Here is a 19322-nt window from a genome sequence, read left to right on the forward strand (position 1 = left end):
TCGGATTTTATTTACGGTTGGTTTAGACCTGACAGGTTTTAAAAAACTGTCGGGTCTGCTGCATTGTTATTATTTCTTCGGATTATGATTTTTAACTTCTTTCAAATCCTTAGTGTCTTTTGTGTCCATCATTTCCATTAGTTTTAATCCTAACAAACCACTGATTGAACCGTCAGAACCTCCGTTTCCGGAAATTAAAACATCTGGAATTACTTTGATATTTCCTTTACCAATTTCCTCAGTTACTTTATATCTTGTAAAGTTATCGCCGCCCATTGCACTAACCTGAAGTTGGTATGCTTCGGCAGTTGATTTACCAATTGCCATAATCTTTTCAGCTTCTGCAAGACCGGTTTTCGAAATTCTTTCAGCTTCTGCACTTGCGTTCAGTTTTGTTGCTTCTGCCTGCGCTCCTGCTCTTGCTTTTGTTGCTTCCGCTTCAGCGTTTGCACGCATTTTTGTTGCTTCTGCTTCGGCGTTTACATTCAGTTTCAAACTTGTTGCATCACCTTCTGCTTTCTTAACTGTAGCATCTGCAGTACGCTGAGCAATTTCAACACTTTGAGAAGCACGTACAATTTCTTTCTGCATATCAGCAATTGCCGTTTCTTTCTCCATTCCCTGACGCTGTTCTTGCGCCATTCTTTGGGTTTGATACGTTTTTTGCTCTTCTTCAGCCAGTTTTCTGTCCGTCAAAGTTTTCATTAATGAATCTGGCGGAACAATATCTCCAATTAAGGTATCAACTGCATTTACGTTGTATTCATCAAGAACTAATTTAATATGATTTTTAGCCGATTCCTGACGCTCTTTTCTGGTTGTCAAGAACGAAATAACATCACTGTCCTGAGCCGAGTTTCTGAAATAGTTACCAATTGTTGGTTCTAAAACCTGAGAAACCAAGTTATTCATACTTCCGAAACGTGCAATTACTTTTGGAGCTTCTGCCGCCGGAACGTGAATAATTTGTGCAACGTCAAGATTGAATGGGAAACCGTCTTTTGAACGAACTGTGATAGTCGATAAGTTTTTATCTAAATCGTGTGATTCACTTCGTGCGTTTGCCCAGTTTAAAACTAAGTTTGTTGTTGGAACTGCTTCTAGCTTTGTTGTGTATTTATTCAACGCATATTTTCCAGGTCCAAATGGTTCCATCCAAACTCCACGCTGACCTTTTGAAACAATGTTTCCGTGTTTAAAAGTATCTCCGGTAACGTCTTGTCCGTCTTCTCCAATGTAAGAAATCACCACTCCAACATAACCAATTGGTACATCCGTCATTGGGTTTTGCTCAATTAAAACTCCCCAAGTGTTTATATAATAAGAACCGGCTAACATAACCTGAGGCTGTAAACCACGATTTCCGCCATGTTCCAAAAACTTATCAAAGTCCTGAAAGTTATTATGATCGTTAACAAATTTACCCGCAATTTGTCCCTGCGGAATTGGTTCACCATCAAGAGCCGTTACAATACCAATCATGTTCTCAAAAATCTTGATTTGATCTGCAATTACAATCTCAAACAAAAACGTATTTATACGATACGAACCTGTTGTAATAAAAGCAGTTTGACGTCCTTTTTGTCCGCCATTATCTAAGAAAGCTGTTGCGTCCTGAAAATTGTCACTTTCTACTCTTCTGGCCAGAATTCGTCCGGTTGGAATTTCCTTTCCGTCCTTACTTAAAACCAATCCAATTTTTCCTTCCGGAATCAAAGTAAAGCTGGTCATATCTATAGAATACTGCCAGATCCACATTCCCCAGTATAAACCCGGAGCCAGTGTTTTTGCCTGATAACCTGCTTCGCCTTTTGTAGCGATAATTCGGCCGTCAGGCAATGATTTGTCTGCGCCAAACAAAACGAATTTTTTGGTTACCAAACCAATTTTATCCTCAGGAACGATCACCATTCCGAAGAAAACACGTAAAATAAATTTGTAAAAAAGAATGGCAAATACTATTAAAAGTATCCACCAATAAGAAGTAATTTCATTCATTGTTTTTGATATTTAGTAGTGCAAACATAGGAGAAATATCATCTGTTAAAATGAAATATTTTTAAAATTAACATTTGGAATTTTCTTGCTAAAAATGTTAAAAAATGATTTCGATTATATCGTTGGAATTGTCAATTTCTGACACGATTTTTTGCTGAACAAACTATGACTCGCATTTTGGGTTTTAGTGAATTTTAACAAAGATTGTGAGGTTCTGAGGTGCTAAGGTTCTAAGTTTTTGTTTTTAGATTTTATTGAAATGGGGCTTATCGGTTTTAAAATATTAGAAAATATTATACCTATATAATATATATGTGCAATTTTCCAATCTGACGTTAGACGCACTGCTGTGCGTCTCTACACATTAATTGAGGATAAAAAAACCTTTGAACCTCTGAACCTTTGTTTCTTTGAACCTCATAAAAAAATCTTAGAACCTTAGCATCTCAGAATCTTAGCATCTTCAAAAAAACCTTTGTACCTTTGCACCTCAGTACCTCAGTACCTTTAAAAAAACCTCAGAACCTTTAAATGAGATATTTTATTCATTTTGCTTATAACGGAACTCATTATCATGGCTGGCAGTTTCAGCCCAATGCATCATCAGTTCAGGAAACTTTAAACAAAGCCCTTTCAGTTTTACTAAATTCGGACATAAATGTTATGGGCGCCGGAAGAACTGATACTGGTGTTCATGCTGAGGAAATGTATGGTCATTTTGATTTAGAAAAATCAATTGATATTCCGGTTTTGGTACATAAGCTGAATTCGTATTTACCAAAAGATATTGTGGTTTACAATTTGATTCCTGTTCACGATGATGCGCATTGCCGATTTGACGCTACAAAAAGAACGTACGAATATCATATTAATACCATAAAAAATCCGTTTTTAGAAGAATTGAGCTGGTATGTAAATCAAAAACTGGATGTTGATTTGATGAATGAAGCCGCTAAAATTTTATTAAACCATACCGATTTTCAGTGTTTCTCAAAAGTAAATACAGATGTTAATACTTTTGACTGCACGGTTTTTGAGGCCTATTGGAAACAAGAAAACAATAAACTGGTTTTTACAATTTCAGCTAACCGATTTTTACGAAATATGGTTCGGGCGATTGTGGGAACTTTAATTAATATAGGATTACACAAAATTACGCTGGCTGATTTTGAAAATATTATTGCCAGCAAAAACAGAGAAAAAGCCGGGTTTTCTGTCCCAGCACATGGTTTATATTTAACCAAAATTTATTACGATTATTTATAGCTGTAAGCTATAGGCTTTAGGCATTAAGCTTTACATTCTTGTGCCTACAGCTTATAGCCTATAGCTTAAAGCTTAAAAATCAATGAAAGCAAAAGCATTTGATACCGGATTATTCAAAAGAATCTTAAAATATACGAAACCTTATAAATGGCGTTATTATGGCGTTATTATTTTTGCGGTTTCGCTCTCTATCTTTGCAGCACTTCGACCTTATTTATTAAAACAAACGGTCGACGGTTATATCAAGACTCATGATAAAACGGGTTTACTCCTATATATTATGTTAATGGGAGGTGTTTTATTAATGGAAGTTTTCTCTCAGTTCTATTTTGTGTATTGGGCCAACTGGCTCGGACAGGATATTGTAAAAGATATTCGAAACAAACTTTTCAAACATATTTTAAGTTTTAGAATGAAATATTTTGATTTGGTTCCGGTTGGGCAATTGGTTACCAGATCCGTTTCAGATATTGAATCGATTGCTCGTATTTTCAGTCAGGGATTATTTATGATTATAAGTGATTTGATGAAAATGCTCGTGGTTTTGATTTTTATGTTTTATATGAATTGGAAACTGACCTGGATTGTTGTCGTTGCAATGCCAATTCTGGTTTACATTACTAGGATTTTTCAACGTAAAATGCAGGTTGCTTTTGAGGAAGTGCGAACGCAGATTGCCAATATGAATTCTTTTGTTCAGGAACGTGTAACGGGAATGAAAATCGTTCAGCTTTTTAACAGAGAAAAAATCGAAGCCGAAAATTTCAGAGTTATAAATGATAAACACAGAGTTGCCTGGATTAAAACTATTTTGTACAACTCGATCTTCTTCCCTATTGCCGATATTATTTCGTCGATTACTTTAGGTTTGGTTGTAGTTTTTGGTGGATTTAAAATTTTGAACGGAGATAATTTCACCACCTTTGGAGATTTATTTTCATATACCATGTTTATCGGAATGCTTTTTAATCCGTTAAGACAAATCGCAGATAAATTCAATGAGATGCAATTAGGAATGATTGCGGCAAATCGTGTTTTTGATATTATCGACACGCAGGATCATATTCAGGATACGGGAAAAATTGAAGCTCCGGTTTTTAACGGAAGTATCGAGTTTAATCAAGTTCGTTTTAGTTATATTCCAGAAGAAGAAGTAATCAAAGGAATTGATTTATCTGTAGATTCCGGGCAAACCGTTGCAATTGTAGGTTCAACCGGAGCCGGAAAATCTACAATTATTAATTTACTGAATCGCTTTTACGAAATTAACAGCGGAACAATTTATATCGACGGGCAAAATATAGAAAACTATACTTTGGCTTCTTTAAGAAAACAAATTGCGGTTGTACTGCAAGATGTGTTTTTGTTTGCCGATACGATTTACAATAATATTACGCTTCATAATCCGGAAATTACACGCGAACAGGTTTTGGATGCTGCCAAGAAAATTGGTGTTCATGACTTTATTATGAGCCTTCCTGATAATTATGATTTTGATGTTAAGGAACGCGGTGTTATGCTTTCGTCTGGACAAAGACAGCTGATTGCATTTTTACGTTCGTATGTAAGTAATCCGAGTATTTTGATTTTGGATGAAGCAACTTCGTCTATTGATACGTATTCTGAAGAATTGATTCAGCGTGCAACAGAAACTATTACAAAAGGAAGAACTTCAATTATTATTGCACACAGATTGGCAACAATCGTAAATGCTGATAAAATTGTCGTAATGGATAAAGGTTTAATTGTGGAACAAGGAACGCATCAGGAGTTATTAACAAAAACTGATGGTTATTATAAAAACTTATACGATTCTCAATTTTCGGTTGCGAATTAATTTATATAAAATACTTTTTTGAGATTTAGATTAAAAAAAATAACATCCCGACGTGCTTTCGTAATTTACGTTATCGTCTCTATTCTTATTATCGTTTCTTCTGTTTACATGTTAAGTAATTTGATTACTGATGTTACACAAAAAGCAAATGAAAGTGAGGCGCGATTGAACTTCATTAAAAAACATGAATTAATGTCGCGGGAATTTTCGAGGTTTCTGGAACAGGAAAACAGAATCAAACATGCTTTAAAAATCAGTAGTAAATCTAATTTATCTGCTAACATAAAGGTACTGTCGTCTGTTCAGTCCATCAATTTAATGATAGTTGATAACTGGTTTCAGATTAATGATGAAAAAATAGAATTTGGAAACGATTCTGTTTCTGATGAAATAAAAAAAGACGTTGCCGAATTTATTTCTAAAAACCAAAACACTACGCGAAGCAATACTGTAATTAAACAAGGAAAAGAATGGGTTTGGAGAGTTTACTTTAAAATCATTTCCAAAAACTACACAACGGTTCGTTGCGGCTATGACATCAACTTAAAAAAATTGCATGATAATTTTGCGACTTTTGACAAAGCGGCTTCTAATTATGCTTTTGTATTTGACAACACAGGAAGATGTGTTTATCACCCTGACTCTACCTTTATAGGAAAAAATATTTATGATTTTTCGGCTATTGAGCCATCAGATACGGTTTTTACTTATAAAAAAGATCCCGCCAATACTTCGGCATCTGATTTTTTAAAATTGGATTACACTAAAAAAATTACGATGTCTGAATTTTTAAAACTGGATGTTATCAGTTTTACAACAAGGTTAGATGTTAAAAATCTGCCTTGGTATATCTGCATTAGTTTTCCGAAAATGATTGACAATGAAAATGTTTTTTTGGTTAAAAAATATTCAACCTGGATTTATTCGATCACAACGGTAATGTTATTGTTGATTTTTTATTTATTTTCTTATGCCAACAGACGCGCATACAGAGAAAAAGGAATCGCTATTAAAGAAAAAAACCGACTTCTGGTTGAGAACGAAAAAATCGTAAAAGAAAAAGCCCTTATTCAGCTGCAGCATTTAAAAGAGCAGATTAATCCGCACTTTTTGTTTAATTCGCTTAACTCCTTATATATGTTAGTAGGAAGCGATGTAAAAACGGCACAAAAATTCACATTGAATCTTTCGCGCATTTATCGTTATTTGATAGATCCGCCGGAAAAGAATATTGTTCCGTTAAAGGATGAATTATTGTTTATCGAAAAATATATCTTTTTACAGCAAACCCGTTTTAAAGAAGAATTAATTTTTTCTATAAAAATCGAAGATCAGGAAGCTTTAGAAAAGTTTATTCCGTATCTGGCTTTTCAGGTTGTGGTCGAGAATGCTATTAAGCATAATATGGCTACGCAGGAAAATCCGCTTACGACAGAGATTCTGATTCAAAAAGATCAGGTTATTATCAGCAATAATCTTCAAAAAAAGGCTCACAGCGAACCCAGCACTAATTTTGGTTTAAAATACCTGTCAAGCATTTATACTTTTTATTCAAGAACCAATTTACAAACTTCAGAAAAAGACGGCAATTTCGTATGTATTTTGCCTTTAATATCCATTCACTCCTAAAAAAAAGCCATTCACTCCGTTTTGTTTTTTTTCTGAACTAAATTCGAATAGTTTCGATGAAAAATTAACTTAAACTTAACACCAAAATGAGGGAAAAGGCATTCCTGCATAGTGTAAAATTACTTTGCTTACTAATTTTATTATTATTCATTCCTGTTACAGTTCTTTCGCAAAAGAAAAAGAAAAAAGAAACAGAAACTGAAGTTGTAAAAGATTCTACTGATTCCAAAAAAGGAAAAAAATATAATGACCTTGTAAAAAAAGGCACACTAAAAAAAGGACTATTTAACATCATTCAGGTTAAGACTGATGTTTATTTCGAAATTCAGGATAGTTTATTTAAAAGAGAATTTCTGATTGTAAATAAATTATCACAAGTTCCTTTCCAAATTAACGAGGCTGGTTTAAATAAAGGAATGAATTATGAAAACAAAATCATTTCTTTTTATAAAGATACAATTGCAAAGAAAGTTTGGGTAAAAACATATGTTCCTAAAGTTTCTTCACCAAAAGAAGATGCCATTACAGCATCTGTAATTGATAATTTCTCTGAATCTGTTATTGAAGTTTTTGATATTGAAACTAAAAATAACGATTCGAGCGCTGTAGTAATTAAAGTAAATAAGATTTTTGACGGAAAACAAAAAAGCTTCAATGATGTTTTGAGCAACACTGGTATTGGAGGTTCTGTAAAATCTGATTTATCGTATATAGAAAGTTTAAAAGCTTTCCCTAAAAACATTGTTGTAAAATCGCAACTTACAACTTCTTTCAGCGATGGCACATCGTCATTACCAATTACGCTTGGTGTGACAACTAATATTATTTTATTGGATAAAACTCCAATGAAACCTCGTTTTTCTGATAACCGAATTGGTTTCTTTTCTGAAAAGCATTGGTATTTTGCCGATGCACAGCAGGCAATGCTTGAAAAAGAATTGATAACGCGCTGGCGTTTAGAACCAAAGAAAGAAGATGAAGAGCGATATTTGAAAGGTGAATTAGTAGAGCCGAAAAAACCAATCGTTTATTACATCGATCCGTCGACTCCAAAACAATGGAGAAAATATATTATTGATGGGGTACTCGATTGGCAGGCAGCTTTTGAAAGAGCGGGTTTTAAAAACGCTATTATTGCAAAAGAACCTACTGAAAAAGATTTAGACTTTGACGTTGATGATGTTCGCTATTCGGTTATTACGTATGCAGCATCGCCTAAATCCAATGCTATGGGACCATCGGTTGTTGACCCAAGAAGCGGAGAAATTATTGAAGCCGACATTATTTGGTGGCACAATGTTATGACTTCGCTTCAAAGCTGGATGAGAATCCAAACGGGACCAATTGATCCAAAAGCAAGAGGAAATGTATTTAGTGAGGAACACATGGGAGAAGCGATTCGTTTTGTATCGTCTCACGAAGTTGGACACACATTTGGATTAAAACATAATATGGGCGCTTCTTTCGCTTATGATGTTGAGTCTTTACGTTCTAAAGAATTCACGGCAAAAATGGGCGGCACTGCTCCTTCTATCATGGATTATGCCCGATACAATTATGTAGCACAACCGGAAGATAACGTAACTGTAATTACTCCAAAAATTGGTGAGTACGACAAATACGCAATCGAATGGGGTTACAGATGGTACGGTCCAAACGAAAATGAAACGGCAAGACTAAACGAAGCTATTGCAAAACATCAAAACGACCCGATTTATTTTTACGGTGAGCAAGGCTCTGATATCGATCCTCGTTCACAGTCTGAAGATTTAGGAAACGATGCCGTAAAAGCAAGCGAGTACGGATTGAAAAACTTAAAACGTGTTGTAGATAATATCTTAAACTGGTCTTACGATAAAGATCAGTCTTATTACGAAACCGGTAAACTGTATATTGGAGCTATCGGACAATGGCAAACGTACAATGGTCATGTATTAACCAATATTGGCGGTGTTTACTTAAACCCAACGGTTCATGGCGATAACAAACAAAGTTATGTTCCGGTTCCTGCAGCAATGCAAAAAAGAGCGGTAGATTATTTAGTTAAAAATGTAATTACAATTCCGCAATGGTTGTTTTTTAATGATGTTTTAGACAAAACAAATCCGCTGAAAGATTCTCCTTTTGGCCCTTATGAATACACACCATACACAATGTCAAGAGCATTACAATACGACGTTATGTATAGCTTATTCAGCGATGACCGTTTACTTCGAATGACAGAAAATGAATTATACCAGCGAAATAAAACCAATGAGAAGGTTTTTACCGTAAATGATTTATTCCAAAAATTACATCAAAGTGTATTTGCAGGAACTATTCAAAACAAATCGCTGAGCATTTTAGAACGAATGACACAAAAAAACTATGTAGATGTTTTAATTGTTTCGACAAATAAATTATTTGAAAAAACGGATGTTAAAAAAACAATCCAAATACAAGAAACATTACAAATGCCTCATTTATGCTCTGCAGATGATGCACATATGGCGAGAAACATTAATAATTCTTTCTTAAAAAGAGTTACAGAAGTAACATCTGATAAAAAGGGAGAATTGAGTAAAGTACTTCAGTTATTAAGAACAAAAAGAAGTACCGGAGATCAATCGACCCAAAATCATTACCGCGATTTAATACAACGAATCGACAAAGCTTTGAACAATACAACCTTTTAATACATAACCCAAACCCAAAACATGAAAAAAATTCTACATGCCCTACTGCTGTTCCTGGCCATCGCAGGTTATGCGCAGGAAACCCGAACTATTACGGGGATCATTCAAGACGAAGCTGACTTGTCGCCTATTCCAGGTGCATCGATCTTTGTTGAGAACAATTCCATCTCAAATAAAACTGCCATGGCAGGTATTATTCAAAGTGAAGGAATCGGAACTACTACAGATTTCGACGGTAAATTCTCTTTGAAAATTTCAAAAAACATTACTTCTTTGAGAGTTGTTTTCATGGGATACAAATCGTATACGCTTGAACTTTCTGCTCAAAAGAATTATACAATCAACTTAACATCTGAAACGGCAAAACTTCAGGAGGTTGTAGTAACTGGTTACCAAAAAATTGAGAAAAGAAAACTTACTGCTGCAGTTTCTAAAATCGACATGGCTGCAATTCAGCAGACTGGAGTTTCCAGCATTGACCAGTTATTAGTTGGACAAATTGCCGGAGTTGCGGTAAGTACACCATCTGGAGCACCAGGAGCACCTGCAAAAATCAGAATCAGGGGTACAGCTTCTCTTAATGGTACACAAGATCCTTTATGGGTACTTGATGGTTTACCATTAGAAGGAAATGAAGTTCCTAAAAACTATGATAAAGATAATATCGATGTATTAAATAACTACTCTATTGCAGGTTTAAACCCAGACGATATTAAAGATATTACGATTTTAAAAGATGCAGCTGCAACTGCTATTTACGGTGCGCGTGCTGCAAATGGTGTAATCGTGGTAACTACTAAAAAAGGTAGAGCTGGTAAAATGGTAGTAAGTTTCAATACGAATACTTTTATCACACAAAGACCTCAGTTCTCAAAATTAAACCTGATGGATTCAAATGAAAAAGTTGATTTTGAACTTGGTTTAGCAAGTCGCGCTGACTTAACTTACAGAGATACAGGTGGAGATATTTCTCGTATCTTAAACGGAGCTGGTGAATTAGACGCTTACAGAGCTGGCGGATTTTCAGCTTTAAGCCCTGCAACACAACAATCTATCAACTCTTTGAGAGGAAATAATACAAACTGGGGTAACTTATTATACCAAACTGCTATCAATACGCAGCACGGTTTAAGTTTATCTGGTGGTGGAGAAAAATCAGATTATTATTTCTCATTAGGTTACTATGATGAAAAAGGAGCAACTATTGGAACTGGTTTCAAACGTTACAACTTAACATTAAAAAACAACTACCAAATAACAGATAAATTTAAAGTTGGTGTTGGTATTTTTGGTTCTGAAAACAAAACTACATCTTACCTTACAGATACAGATGCGTTTACAAACCCATCAAATTATTCAAGAAACGTAAATCCATATTTAACTCCATATAATGCAGATGGAAGTTATAAATATGATCCGGACATTACTGGTTATTCTGGTCGTTATGTTCCTTTTAATATTATCGAAGAAAGAAACAATACTTCTTACGATTTAAAAACAAGAGCTGTAAAAGCTTTATTAGATGCTGAATATAAGCTTACAAAAGACTTAAAAGTAACGTCTCAATTAGGTTTACAATTAGACAACACGGCTAGTGAAAAATTTGCTGGAAAAGACACTTATTATACTAGAAAGCAAAAGGAAAAATCACGTTATTTCTCTAACGGAGCATACAATTATTTCCTTCCTGAAGGCGGTATTATTCAAAACTCAAATACAGACTTTTTTCAGTATAACCTAAAAACAATGGTTAACTACAAAACTGAAATTGCTGAAAAACACGAAATTGAAGCAATGGTTGGTAATGAGTTAAGAAGAAACTACACAACATCTATTGCTACAAAAGGTTTTGGTTTTGACGAGAAAAACTTAACTACACAGCAAATTGTTTTCCCTAACGCAAGCTGGGCTAAAGAAACAGATTATAAACAATATGCTAAATCTCAAAATGAGAATGCATTTGCTTCTTTCTTCGCTACTGCAGCTTATACTTACAACAGAAAATATAGTGTTTTTGGAAGTGTGAGATATGATGGTTCAGATTTATTTGGTGTAGATCCTAAATACAAATATTTACCACTTTGGTCAACATCTGCATCTTGGGCTGTTTCTGAAGAAGATTTCTTAAAAGATAACTTAACACTTTCTAACTTAAGACTTCGTGCTTCTTACGGTTTACAAGGAAATATTGATAAAAATACTTCTCCTTATGTAATGGGAACTATTGGAACAACTGTTATTTTGCCAGGACAAAATGAGCAAATTATTAATGTTGACAGTCCGCCTAATCAAAAATTACGTTGGGAAAAAACAACAAACACAAACGTTGGTGCTGATATCGGTTTATTCAACAATCGTATTAGTCTTGTAACTGATTTATACGGAAGAAAAAGTTCTGACTTAATTGGTTTAAGAGCACTTCCGTTAGAAAATGGTTTTGAATATACAAATATGAACTGGGCACAAGTAACTAACAAAGGTTACGAGATTACTGTATCTACAAAAAATATTGATCGTCCTAACTTTCAATGGAATACAAGTATTAACTTCTCTCATAACAAAAGTAACATAGACCGTATCGAAGTACGTGACACTGATTATTTACCAAACAGAGAAGGACGTCCTGTAAACGCTGTATTTGGATTTAAAACTAATGGAATTGACGAAAACGGATATCCATTATTCATCAATAAAAAAGGAGAAACTGTAAACTCTCAAACATTCTTTGGTTTATATGATCCGTTTGCTGACTTCTTCCCTGGAGAATTAGTTCAATCAAACTTATCTGCAGCTGAGTTTAGAGATTTATTTACATACTTAGGAGACAGAGATCCTAAATTTACAGGTGGTATTACCAATACTTTTAAAGTTAGTAATTTTGATTTAACAATCGCTGCTTCTTTCAATATTAAACAAACTGTTACAAAAACTCCTCCTTACAACGGAACTTTGGTTGACAGAGGACAAAACTACAGTAGAGATATTTTAGATGCATGGTCACCAACTAATACATCTTCTAACTTACCTGGAATTAATGGTAAAGATACTTGGACAGGAGATTCTTACATGCCATATTTATGGTATTCTGGAGGAAATCAAATCCCAACTTACAATTATTTAGATACATGGGTTAGCGAAATGAGTTATATGAGATTAAGCAGTATGCGTTTAGGATATACATTCCCTAAAGCGTTTACAGATCAAATTAACATTTCAAGCATCAGATTGAATGTTGAGGCTAGAAACTTATTCGTAATCAGTTCTGATTACAAAGGTTACTTTGACCCTGAAACTTTTGGAAACATTTATGCACAACCAGTTCCTAAATCATTCACTTTAGGATGTAATGTAACTTTCTAATAAAATTAAAGATGAAAAAATTCTCAAAATATATACTACTTTTTGCTGCAGCACTTGCAGTAACAAGCTGTGATGATTATCTGGATATTCAGCCTATTGGGCGTGTAATTCCGGAAACATTAGATCAATACCGCGCAGTTTTAACAAAAGGATATGATGTATATCCTGAACACAAATCATTAACGGCACTTCGTACAGACGAATTAATGCTGAATGAATTTAGTGATGATGTAACATACTATAGAGATATTCACATTTGGAAAGATGCTAATCCGGATCGTATTACAACTACTTTTCAATACGCTGATTTATACAAAACTATTTTTTATACGAACGTAATCATTAACGAAGCGTCTAAAAAATTAGAAGTATCTGAAGAAAGAAACCAATTAATTGGAGAAGCTTATGCATTGAGAGCAATGGCTTACTTTGACTTAATTAACCTTTTCGGAAAACCTTACAATGCTGCAACTGCAAATTCAGACAAAGGAGTTCCATTAGCTTTAGAGATTGATTTAGAGCAGGCTTATGTACCTCAAAGTGTAGAAGTAATTTACAATCAAATTATTTCTGATACTCAGGAAGCTGAAAAATTTATCAATAAAGATTTTCAAACAAAAGGTCTAAACTATCGTTTTACTAAAGTTGCTTTGTACAGTTTAGAAAGCCGTATTTATTTATACGTACAACAATGGCAAAAATCACTTGATGCTGCAAATAAAGCATTAGCAATTAACAGCACTTTAATTGATTTAAAAGCAACTCCGGTTCTTGCTACAAAATACGATTCAAAAGAATCTATTTTAGCTCTTGAAGATGGTTTAATAAACAACTTAAAAGGTGCTGTTTACGCTTCCCCAGATTTAATTGCAGCTTACAGCAAAACAACTGATTTACGTTTTCCTCTTTACTTTTTAGCAAGCGGAAGCCGCTACAGAATTCAAAAAGGTGGAAATGATGATCAAAAATGTTCTTTCAGAACTTCTGAATTGTATTTAACAAAAGCTGAAACTTCATTAAAACTGAACAACATTGCGGATGCTAAAACAACTGTTTTAAGTTTTATCAAAAACAGATACACAGCAGCGGCTTATGTACAACTTGAAATCGAAGTTAATGCAATGAATACAGCAGATTTAACAAACTTCATTTATGCAGAAAGACAACGTGAGTTTGCAGTTGAAGGACAGCGTTGGTTTGATTTAAGAAGAACATCTCAAAAACAAATCGTTCACACTTTTGACGGTGACAATTACACATTGATACAAAACGATCCGCGATATACCATTATTTACCCGGCAGACGCGAGATTAAACAATCCCAATCTATAAGTTTTACCTATTGTTTTTTTTAAAAGGAGGTTCAGTTGCAAAACTGAGCCTCTTTTTTGCTTTTATAAATATCAAAGACATGGCACGTGAAATCTCGATTCGTTTCCTGTGGTTGAAACCACAGGCTATATTTTTCATTAACTCTAAGAAAGAACATAGCCTGCGGTTTCAACCGCAGGAACACAATATATTCACAATCCGTACCAGTTGTTTAAAACCAAAGTTTCCTGTGGTTGAAACCACAGGCTATATTTAAAATAAAAACACAAATTTTTACCAATGCTTAACAAACATAGCCCGTGGTTTCAACCACGGGAACACAATATATTCACAATCCATAACCTGTCGTTGAATCCCATATAATATGTGAAACATAACAAATAAGATTAAATCACAACAAAACTACAAACTCCTATAAAAACTTGTTGTAAAAAAACTATAGACAATTATATTTGCAAAAATTATTTAAGAGCTTCTTAAAAACTTTATCACAAAAGGAAAATGAAAATTGCCATTATCGAAGACGAATATCTTGCATCCAGTTATCTAAAATCTATTTTAGAGCAGCAGGACATTTTGCAGATTGCCGAAATTGCAGTTTTAAAATCTGTAAAAGAAGCCGTCGACTTTTTTAAACAAAACAATGTCGATTTAGCTTTTATGGATATTCATTTAGGCGATGGAAAAAGTCTGGAAATTTTCGAAAAAGCCACCATCTCCTGCCCTGTCATTTTTGTTACCGCTTATGATTCTTATGCTATTTCGGTTTTCAAACATTTTACAATAGATTATCTTTTAAAACCTTTTGAAGAACAGGAATTATTAGAAGCGCTGAGCAAATTCAAAAAAATTAAAGAAAGTTTTAATGCCGATGCAACACTGCAGTCTTTAGTAGCCATCGAAAATCCTGAAACAAACAAAATACAACGCCATTTTTTGGTAAACCACGGTTATAAATTAATTTCAGTAAACGAGTCCGAAATCACCTATTTTGCCGCATCAGGAAAACACTTATTTATTTATGTAAAATCTGGCAACAGTCATTTATATAATAGTACGATTACAGATATTATAAATAGTCTCGATCCGTTTATATTTTTTAAAATAAACCGAAAATATATCGTAAACCGAAATACAATAAAAGAAGTTGTAAAACATTCACATCAAAAAATCGAATTGATTCTGAATGTTCCACCTATCGGAAATGATCCTATAATCATCAGCAAAAAAGAAATCAACAACTTCAAAAACTGGCTTGATCAATAAATCAAAGTCTTCTTTTTTCTTAAAATTTACCATTTGAGAGAAAATTCAAAAACTGAATTATTCTTAATTTAGCCATTAAAATCTGTCTAAAAACTGTCAAAATCATTTTAAAAAGTTAAAATAGCGTTATAAGAATCATAAAATTGATAGTTCAGAACCAGCACAATAGCATTCTTCGTTTCGGAATTCTTTATCTTTGAGAGACAAAATTTAAATGAAAAAGAAAATGCCACATAACAGATTTTACCCTAACGAAGAATTCAAAGAAATAGAAATAAACGCATCACTGCAACTTAAATACGCAATTTCAAACAGAGGAAGATTAATAAGTTTTACCGACGAAATTGAAAACGGCCGAATCCTAAAAGGCGGTTTAAGCGATGGATATCCAACTTTTAGATTTAAGGTTAAAAAAGATGATAAAATCATCAACAAATACTTATTTCTTTACAAATTAGTTGCCCAATATTTTATTCCGAAAGAATCCGAAGATCAAACTTATGTTCTTCATTTGGATTATAATAGAAGCAACGATGACGTAAATAATTTACGCTGGGCAACAAAACAGGAAATGATGGCACACAGCCGCAAAAGTCCGCGAGTAATTCAGGCAAAGAAAAACCTGATTGAACACAATCTAAAAGCCGACGGACGAAAATTAACTACCACAAAAGTCATGTTGATCAAAAAAATATTAGCAAGACCAGAACAAAAAACACGTCTAAAAATGATCGCTAAACAATTCGGCGTAAGCGAAATGCAGATTCGCAGAATTGCCAGCGGCGAAAACTGGGGACACGTGAAAGTTTAATTATTAATTGAGAATTGTTAACGGTTAATGAAGCTTAATTAATAATTATTTTGTCAGGCTGAGCGAAGTCGAAGCCCACGCAAAGTTCTTCCACATAGCTCCATGACAACAAAATATATCGCCACAGATTACACAGATTAAACGGATTTTTAAAAATTCTTTTTAATCCTAATAATCTGTGGCTTTACTTTTTTAATAATTTGTGTCAGGCTGAGCGAAGTCGAAGAGCTATTTTACAAATAGTAAGGCTTCGACTTCGCTCAGCCTGACAAACGGATAACATCTCAAATTCTATAAATCTTGTTTCTTGCTTCTTTTATCTCGCAACTAACATCTCACAACTAACATCTCACATTTTACTTTTTTACATGATACTGTTTTTAAAATAAATCATTAAATTCGCAAGCACAAATAACAAAAGAAAATCGACAAGTGAGTTTCGGAACCTATAAATCTCATTTTCGATAGTTAATACTAAAAACACAAAAAATGAAATACGACGTTATTGTTTTAGGAAGTGGTCCTGGAGGATATGTAACAGCAATTAGAGCTTCACAATTAGGCTTTAAAACAGCTGTAGTTGAAAAAGAAAATCTTGGTGGTGTATGTTTAAACTGGGGTTGTATCCCAACAAAAGCATTATTAAAATCAGCTCAGGTTTTTGATTATTTAAAACACGCTTCTGACTACGGATTAAAAGTTTCTGAATTCGACAAAGATTTTCCAGCAGTTATTCAACGCAGCCGCGGTGTTGCTGAAGGAATGAGCAAAGGAGTTCAGTTCTTAATGAAAAAAAACAAAATTGACGTTATTGAAGGTTTTGGAAAACTAAAACCGGGAAAAAAACTTGACGTTACTGATAAAGATAATAAAGTTACAGAATACAGCGCTGATCACATCATCATCGCAACTGGAGCTCGTTCTCGCGAACTTCCAAACTTACCACAAGATGGTGTAAAAGTAATTGGTTACCGTCAGGCAATGACATTACCAACTCAGCCAAAATCTATGATTATCGTAGGTTCTGGAGCAATTGGAGTTGAGTTCGCTCACTTCTACAACTCAATGGGAACAGATGTTACTATAGTAGAATTTATGCCAAACGTAGTTCCTGTAGAAGACGAAGATATCTCAAAACAATTTGAGCGTTCTTTGAAAAAATCAGGAATTAAAGTAATGACAAACTCTTCTGTTGAGCGTATTGACACTTCAGGAGCTGGAGTTAAAGCTTTCGTTAAAACTGCAAAAGGAGAAGAAGTTTTAGAAGCTGATATTGTACTTTCGGCAGTTGGAATCAAAACAAACATTGAAAACATTGGCTTAGAAGAAGTTGGAATCGCTGTTGACAGAGATAAAATCTTAGTAAACGCTTACAACGAAACTAACATTCCGGGATACTATGCCATTGGAGACGTTACTCCGGGTCAGGCTTTAGCTCACGTAGCTTCTGCTGAAGGAATTAACTGTGTTGAAAAAATTAAAGGTCTTCACGTAGACCCAATCGATTACGGAAACGTTCCTGGTTGTACGTATGCAACTCCGGAAATCGCTTCTGTTGGTTTAACAGAAAAACAAGCAAAAGAAAAAGGTTACGAATTAAAAATTGGTAAATTCCCATTCTCAGCTTCTGGAAAAGCAAAAGCTGCCGGAAATGCTGACGGATTCGTAAAAGTAATCTTCGATGCTAAATACGGAGAATGGTTAGGATGCCACATGATTGGTGCAGGTGTTACAGATATGATTGCTGAGGCAGTTGTAGCTCGTAAACTAGAAACTACAGGTCATGAAATCCTTAAATCTATCCACCCTCACCCAACAATGAGCGAGGCTGTTATGGAAGCTGTAGCTGATGCTTACGGCGAAGTAATTCACTTGTAAAAATATACCGTTTTACGGTTATATATAATTTTCAATTTAAAAATCCGATTTGTGAAAACAAGTCGGATTTTTTTTGTTTTGTCATTCCGAGGAACGAGGAATCGCACTCGTATACACAATCAAACTCCACAAAGCAAATCCCCAATCTTTGTCATTTCTGTAAAAGTCACTTATTTCGGTAACGGATTTATCATTTCGATTGGCTTTTTTCCATCAATTCCCTGATGTGGCCTTTCGTGATTATAGTAATATAAATATTGTAATAATTCTTCTTTTAGTTCTTCCAAAGAATCAAAATCAGTTTCTCTGAGCAGATCATCTTCAAGAGTTCGCCAGAAGCGTTCGACCTTCCCGTTTGTCTGTGGTCTATAAGGTTTTGTATGTCTGTGAACAATTCCCAATTCCATAAGCATTCTCTCAAAAGGATGGTTATATTTCTGCTGGCTGGTTTTGATTCCAAATTCAGGTCCATTGTCAGATAAAATCTCTTCAAATCTTATCTCATAATGATCGCTTAAGATGTTTAAGCATTTTAATGACGCAAACATAACCGTTAAACTAGTGATGTCTGGGATTAATTCTGCCCAGGCAATCCGGCTGTAGTCGTCAATTATACATACTAGGTACAATTTTCGATTTTCTCCTTTTATGATGCTTTTGCTTAAGTGATGACAATCAATATGACCAAGCTGTCCCATTCTTTCCTTGATTATTTTTTGATGATTCTTTTTAATCTTCGGAGTTAACCTGTTTATTTTATTACGCTTTAAAATATTATAAACTCCTGAATATGAAGGTGTGTTTTTTCCTAATTTTGGCTTTAAGATACTAACAATTTCATATTTGTTGTTTCCTTTTTCCCTTAATTCAATTACTTTTCGTTCTATAAATGGCAGAGGACGTCTTGTCTTGTATTTTGGACCACGCTTCTGAGGAAGCAGATCCAAAGACTTACCGCTCTGCTTATAACGGTTATAATACTTTAAGAAGCTTTTTCTGCAGGTGTCATTTGCCTTGTAAAAATCCATCGCCTTTTTATGCACCGGATGAGTCTTGTTTTTTACTTGCTCATATTCTTTTATTAAAAAACGATACTTCTCTAAATAGTTTCTCTCTAATGTTGAATCCTGACTGTTATTTCTCATCGCAACAAAATTTATTAAAGGTAAATTTTGTTACCGAAATATCTAACCTTTACAATTTCGACGAAGGAGAAATCTGCGCAAGTAACTCCGTAAAGAAAGGCACCAATCTTTGTAGAGCTACTTGCG

General features: G+C 34.2%; 11 protein-coding genes. 9 read left to right on the plus strand and 2 right to left on the minus strand.

Going from position 1 to position 19322, the window contains the following annotated elements; translation table 11 throughout:
• Positions 1-69 precede the first annotated feature (69 nt).
• The gene (locus ABDW27_RS05130; protein ID WP_343694882.1) at positions 70-1998 is read right to left on the minus strand and encodes an SPFH domain-containing protein; all 1929 of its coding nucleotides are present in this window, start codon (positions 1996-1998) and stop codon (positions 70-72) included.
• A gap of 531 nt (positions 1999-2529) precedes the next feature.
• Here ABDW27_RS05130 and truA point away from each other — a divergent pair.
• The 9 genes from truA to lpdA all read left to right on the plus strand — a co-directional run bounded on the left by truA (position 2530) and on the right by lpdA (position 18051).
• The gene (gene truA / locus ABDW27_RS05135) at positions 2530-3264 is read left to right on the plus strand and encodes a tRNA pseudouridine(38-40) synthase TruA (RefSeq protein WP_343694883.1); all 735 of its coding nucleotides are present in this window, start codon (positions 2530-2532) and stop codon (positions 3262-3264) included.
• An 82-nt stretch (positions 3265-3346) separates the two neighbouring features.
• Positions 3347-5101, plus strand: coding sequence for an ABC transporter ATP-binding protein (locus ABDW27_RS05140; RefSeq protein WP_343694884.1), 1755 nt, complete (start codon positions 3347-3349; stop codon positions 5099-5101).
• 18 nt (positions 5102-5119) lie between these two features.
• The gene (locus ABDW27_RS05145; protein ID WP_343694885.1) at positions 5120-6730 is read left to right on the plus strand and encodes a histidine kinase; all 1611 of its coding nucleotides are present in this window, start codon (positions 5120-5122) and stop codon (positions 6728-6730) included.
• 86 nt (positions 6731-6816) lie between these two features.
• Positions 6817-9405 (plus strand): zinc-dependent metalloprotease, encoded by a 2589-nt coding sequence (locus ABDW27_RS05150; RefSeq protein ID WP_343694886.1) that lies wholly within the window; start codon positions 6817-6819, stop codon positions 9403-9405.
• A 21-nt stretch (positions 9406-9426) separates the two neighbouring features.
• Complete coding sequence (locus ABDW27_RS05155) at positions 9427-12765, plus strand: SusC/RagA family TonB-linked outer membrane protein (protein ID WP_343694887.1); 3339 nt, start codon at positions 9427-9429, stop codon at positions 12763-12765.
• 11 nt (positions 12766-12776) lie between these two features.
• Positions 12777-14096 (plus strand): RagB/SusD family nutrient uptake outer membrane protein, encoded by a 1320-nt coding sequence (locus tag ABDW27_RS05160; protein WP_343694888.1) that lies wholly within the window; start codon positions 12777-12779, stop codon positions 14094-14096.
• 501 nt (positions 14097-14597) lie between these two features.
• On the plus strand, positions 14598-15362 hold the full coding sequence (locus ABDW27_RS05165) for a LytTR family DNA-binding domain-containing protein (protein ID WP_343694889.1): 765 nt from the start codon (positions 14598-14600) through the stop codon (positions 15360-15362).
• 226 nt (positions 15363-15588) lie between these two features.
• A complete protein-coding gene (locus ABDW27_RS05170) occupies positions 15589-16173 on the plus strand; it encodes an NUMOD4 domain-containing protein (protein WP_343694890.1) in 585 nt (194 codons plus the stop codon).
• A gap of 489 nt (positions 16174-16662) precedes the next feature.
• On the plus strand, positions 16663-18051 hold the full coding sequence (lpdA, locus tag ABDW27_RS05175) for a dihydrolipoyl dehydrogenase (protein WP_343694891.1): 1389 nt from the start codon (positions 16663-16665) through the stop codon (positions 18049-18051).
• Positions 18052-18221: 170 nt separating this feature from the next.
• Here the strand turns inward: lpdA and ABDW27_RS05180 are convergent, their stop codons facing one another.
• Positions 18222-19196, minus strand: a complete 975-nt coding sequence (locus ABDW27_RS05180; RefSeq protein ID WP_343694892.1) for an integrase core domain-containing protein — start codon at positions 19194-19196, stop codon at positions 18222-18224.
• Positions 19197-19322 lie beyond the last annotated feature (126 nt).

The sequence above is a fragment of the Flavobacterium sp. genome, assembly GCF_039595935.1.
Taxonomy (GTDB): domain Bacteria; phylum Bacteroidota; class Bacteroidia; order Flavobacteriales; family Flavobacteriaceae; genus Flavobacterium.

What these genes read in the sequence shown, in the direction of transcription:
- ABDW27_RS05130 (WP_343694882.1), bottom strand. Translation starts at nt 1,998, where the DNA reads ATGAATGAAATTACTTCTTATTGGTGGATACTTTTAATAGTATTTGCC.
- truA (WP_343694883.1), top strand. Translation starts at nt 2,530, where the DNA reads ATGAGATATTTTATTCATTTTGCTTATAACGGAACTCATTATCATGGC.
- ABDW27_RS05140 (WP_343694884.1), top strand. Translation starts at nt 3,347, where the DNA reads ATGAAAGCAAAAGCATTTGATACCGGATTATTCAAAAGAATCTTAAAA.
- ABDW27_RS05150 (WP_343694886.1), top strand. Translation starts at nt 6,817, where the DNA reads ATGAGGGAAAAGGCATTCCTGCATAGTGTAAAATTACTTTGCTTACTA.
- ABDW27_RS05155 (WP_343694887.1), top strand. Translation starts at nt 9,427, where the DNA reads ATGAAAAAAATTCTACATGCCCTACTGCTGTTCCTGGCCATCGCAGGT.
- ABDW27_RS05160 (WP_343694888.1), top strand. Translation starts at nt 12,777, where the DNA reads ATGAAAAAATTCTCAAAATATATACTACTTTTTGCTGCAGCACTTGCA.
- ABDW27_RS05165 (WP_343694889.1), top strand. Translation starts at nt 14,598, where the DNA reads ATGAAAATTGCCATTATCGAAGACGAATATCTTGCATCCAGTTATCTA.
- ABDW27_RS05170 (WP_343694890.1), top strand. Translation starts at nt 15,589, where the DNA reads ATGCCACATAACAGATTTTACCCTAACGAAGAATTCAAAGAAATAGAA.
- lpdA (WP_343694891.1), top strand. Translation starts at nt 16,663, where the DNA reads ATGAAATACGACGTTATTGTTTTAGGAAGTGGTCCTGGAGGATATGTA.
- ABDW27_RS05180 (WP_343694892.1), bottom strand. Translation starts at nt 19,196, where the DNA reads ATGAGAAATAACAGTCAGGATTCAACATTAGAGAGAAACTATTTAGAG.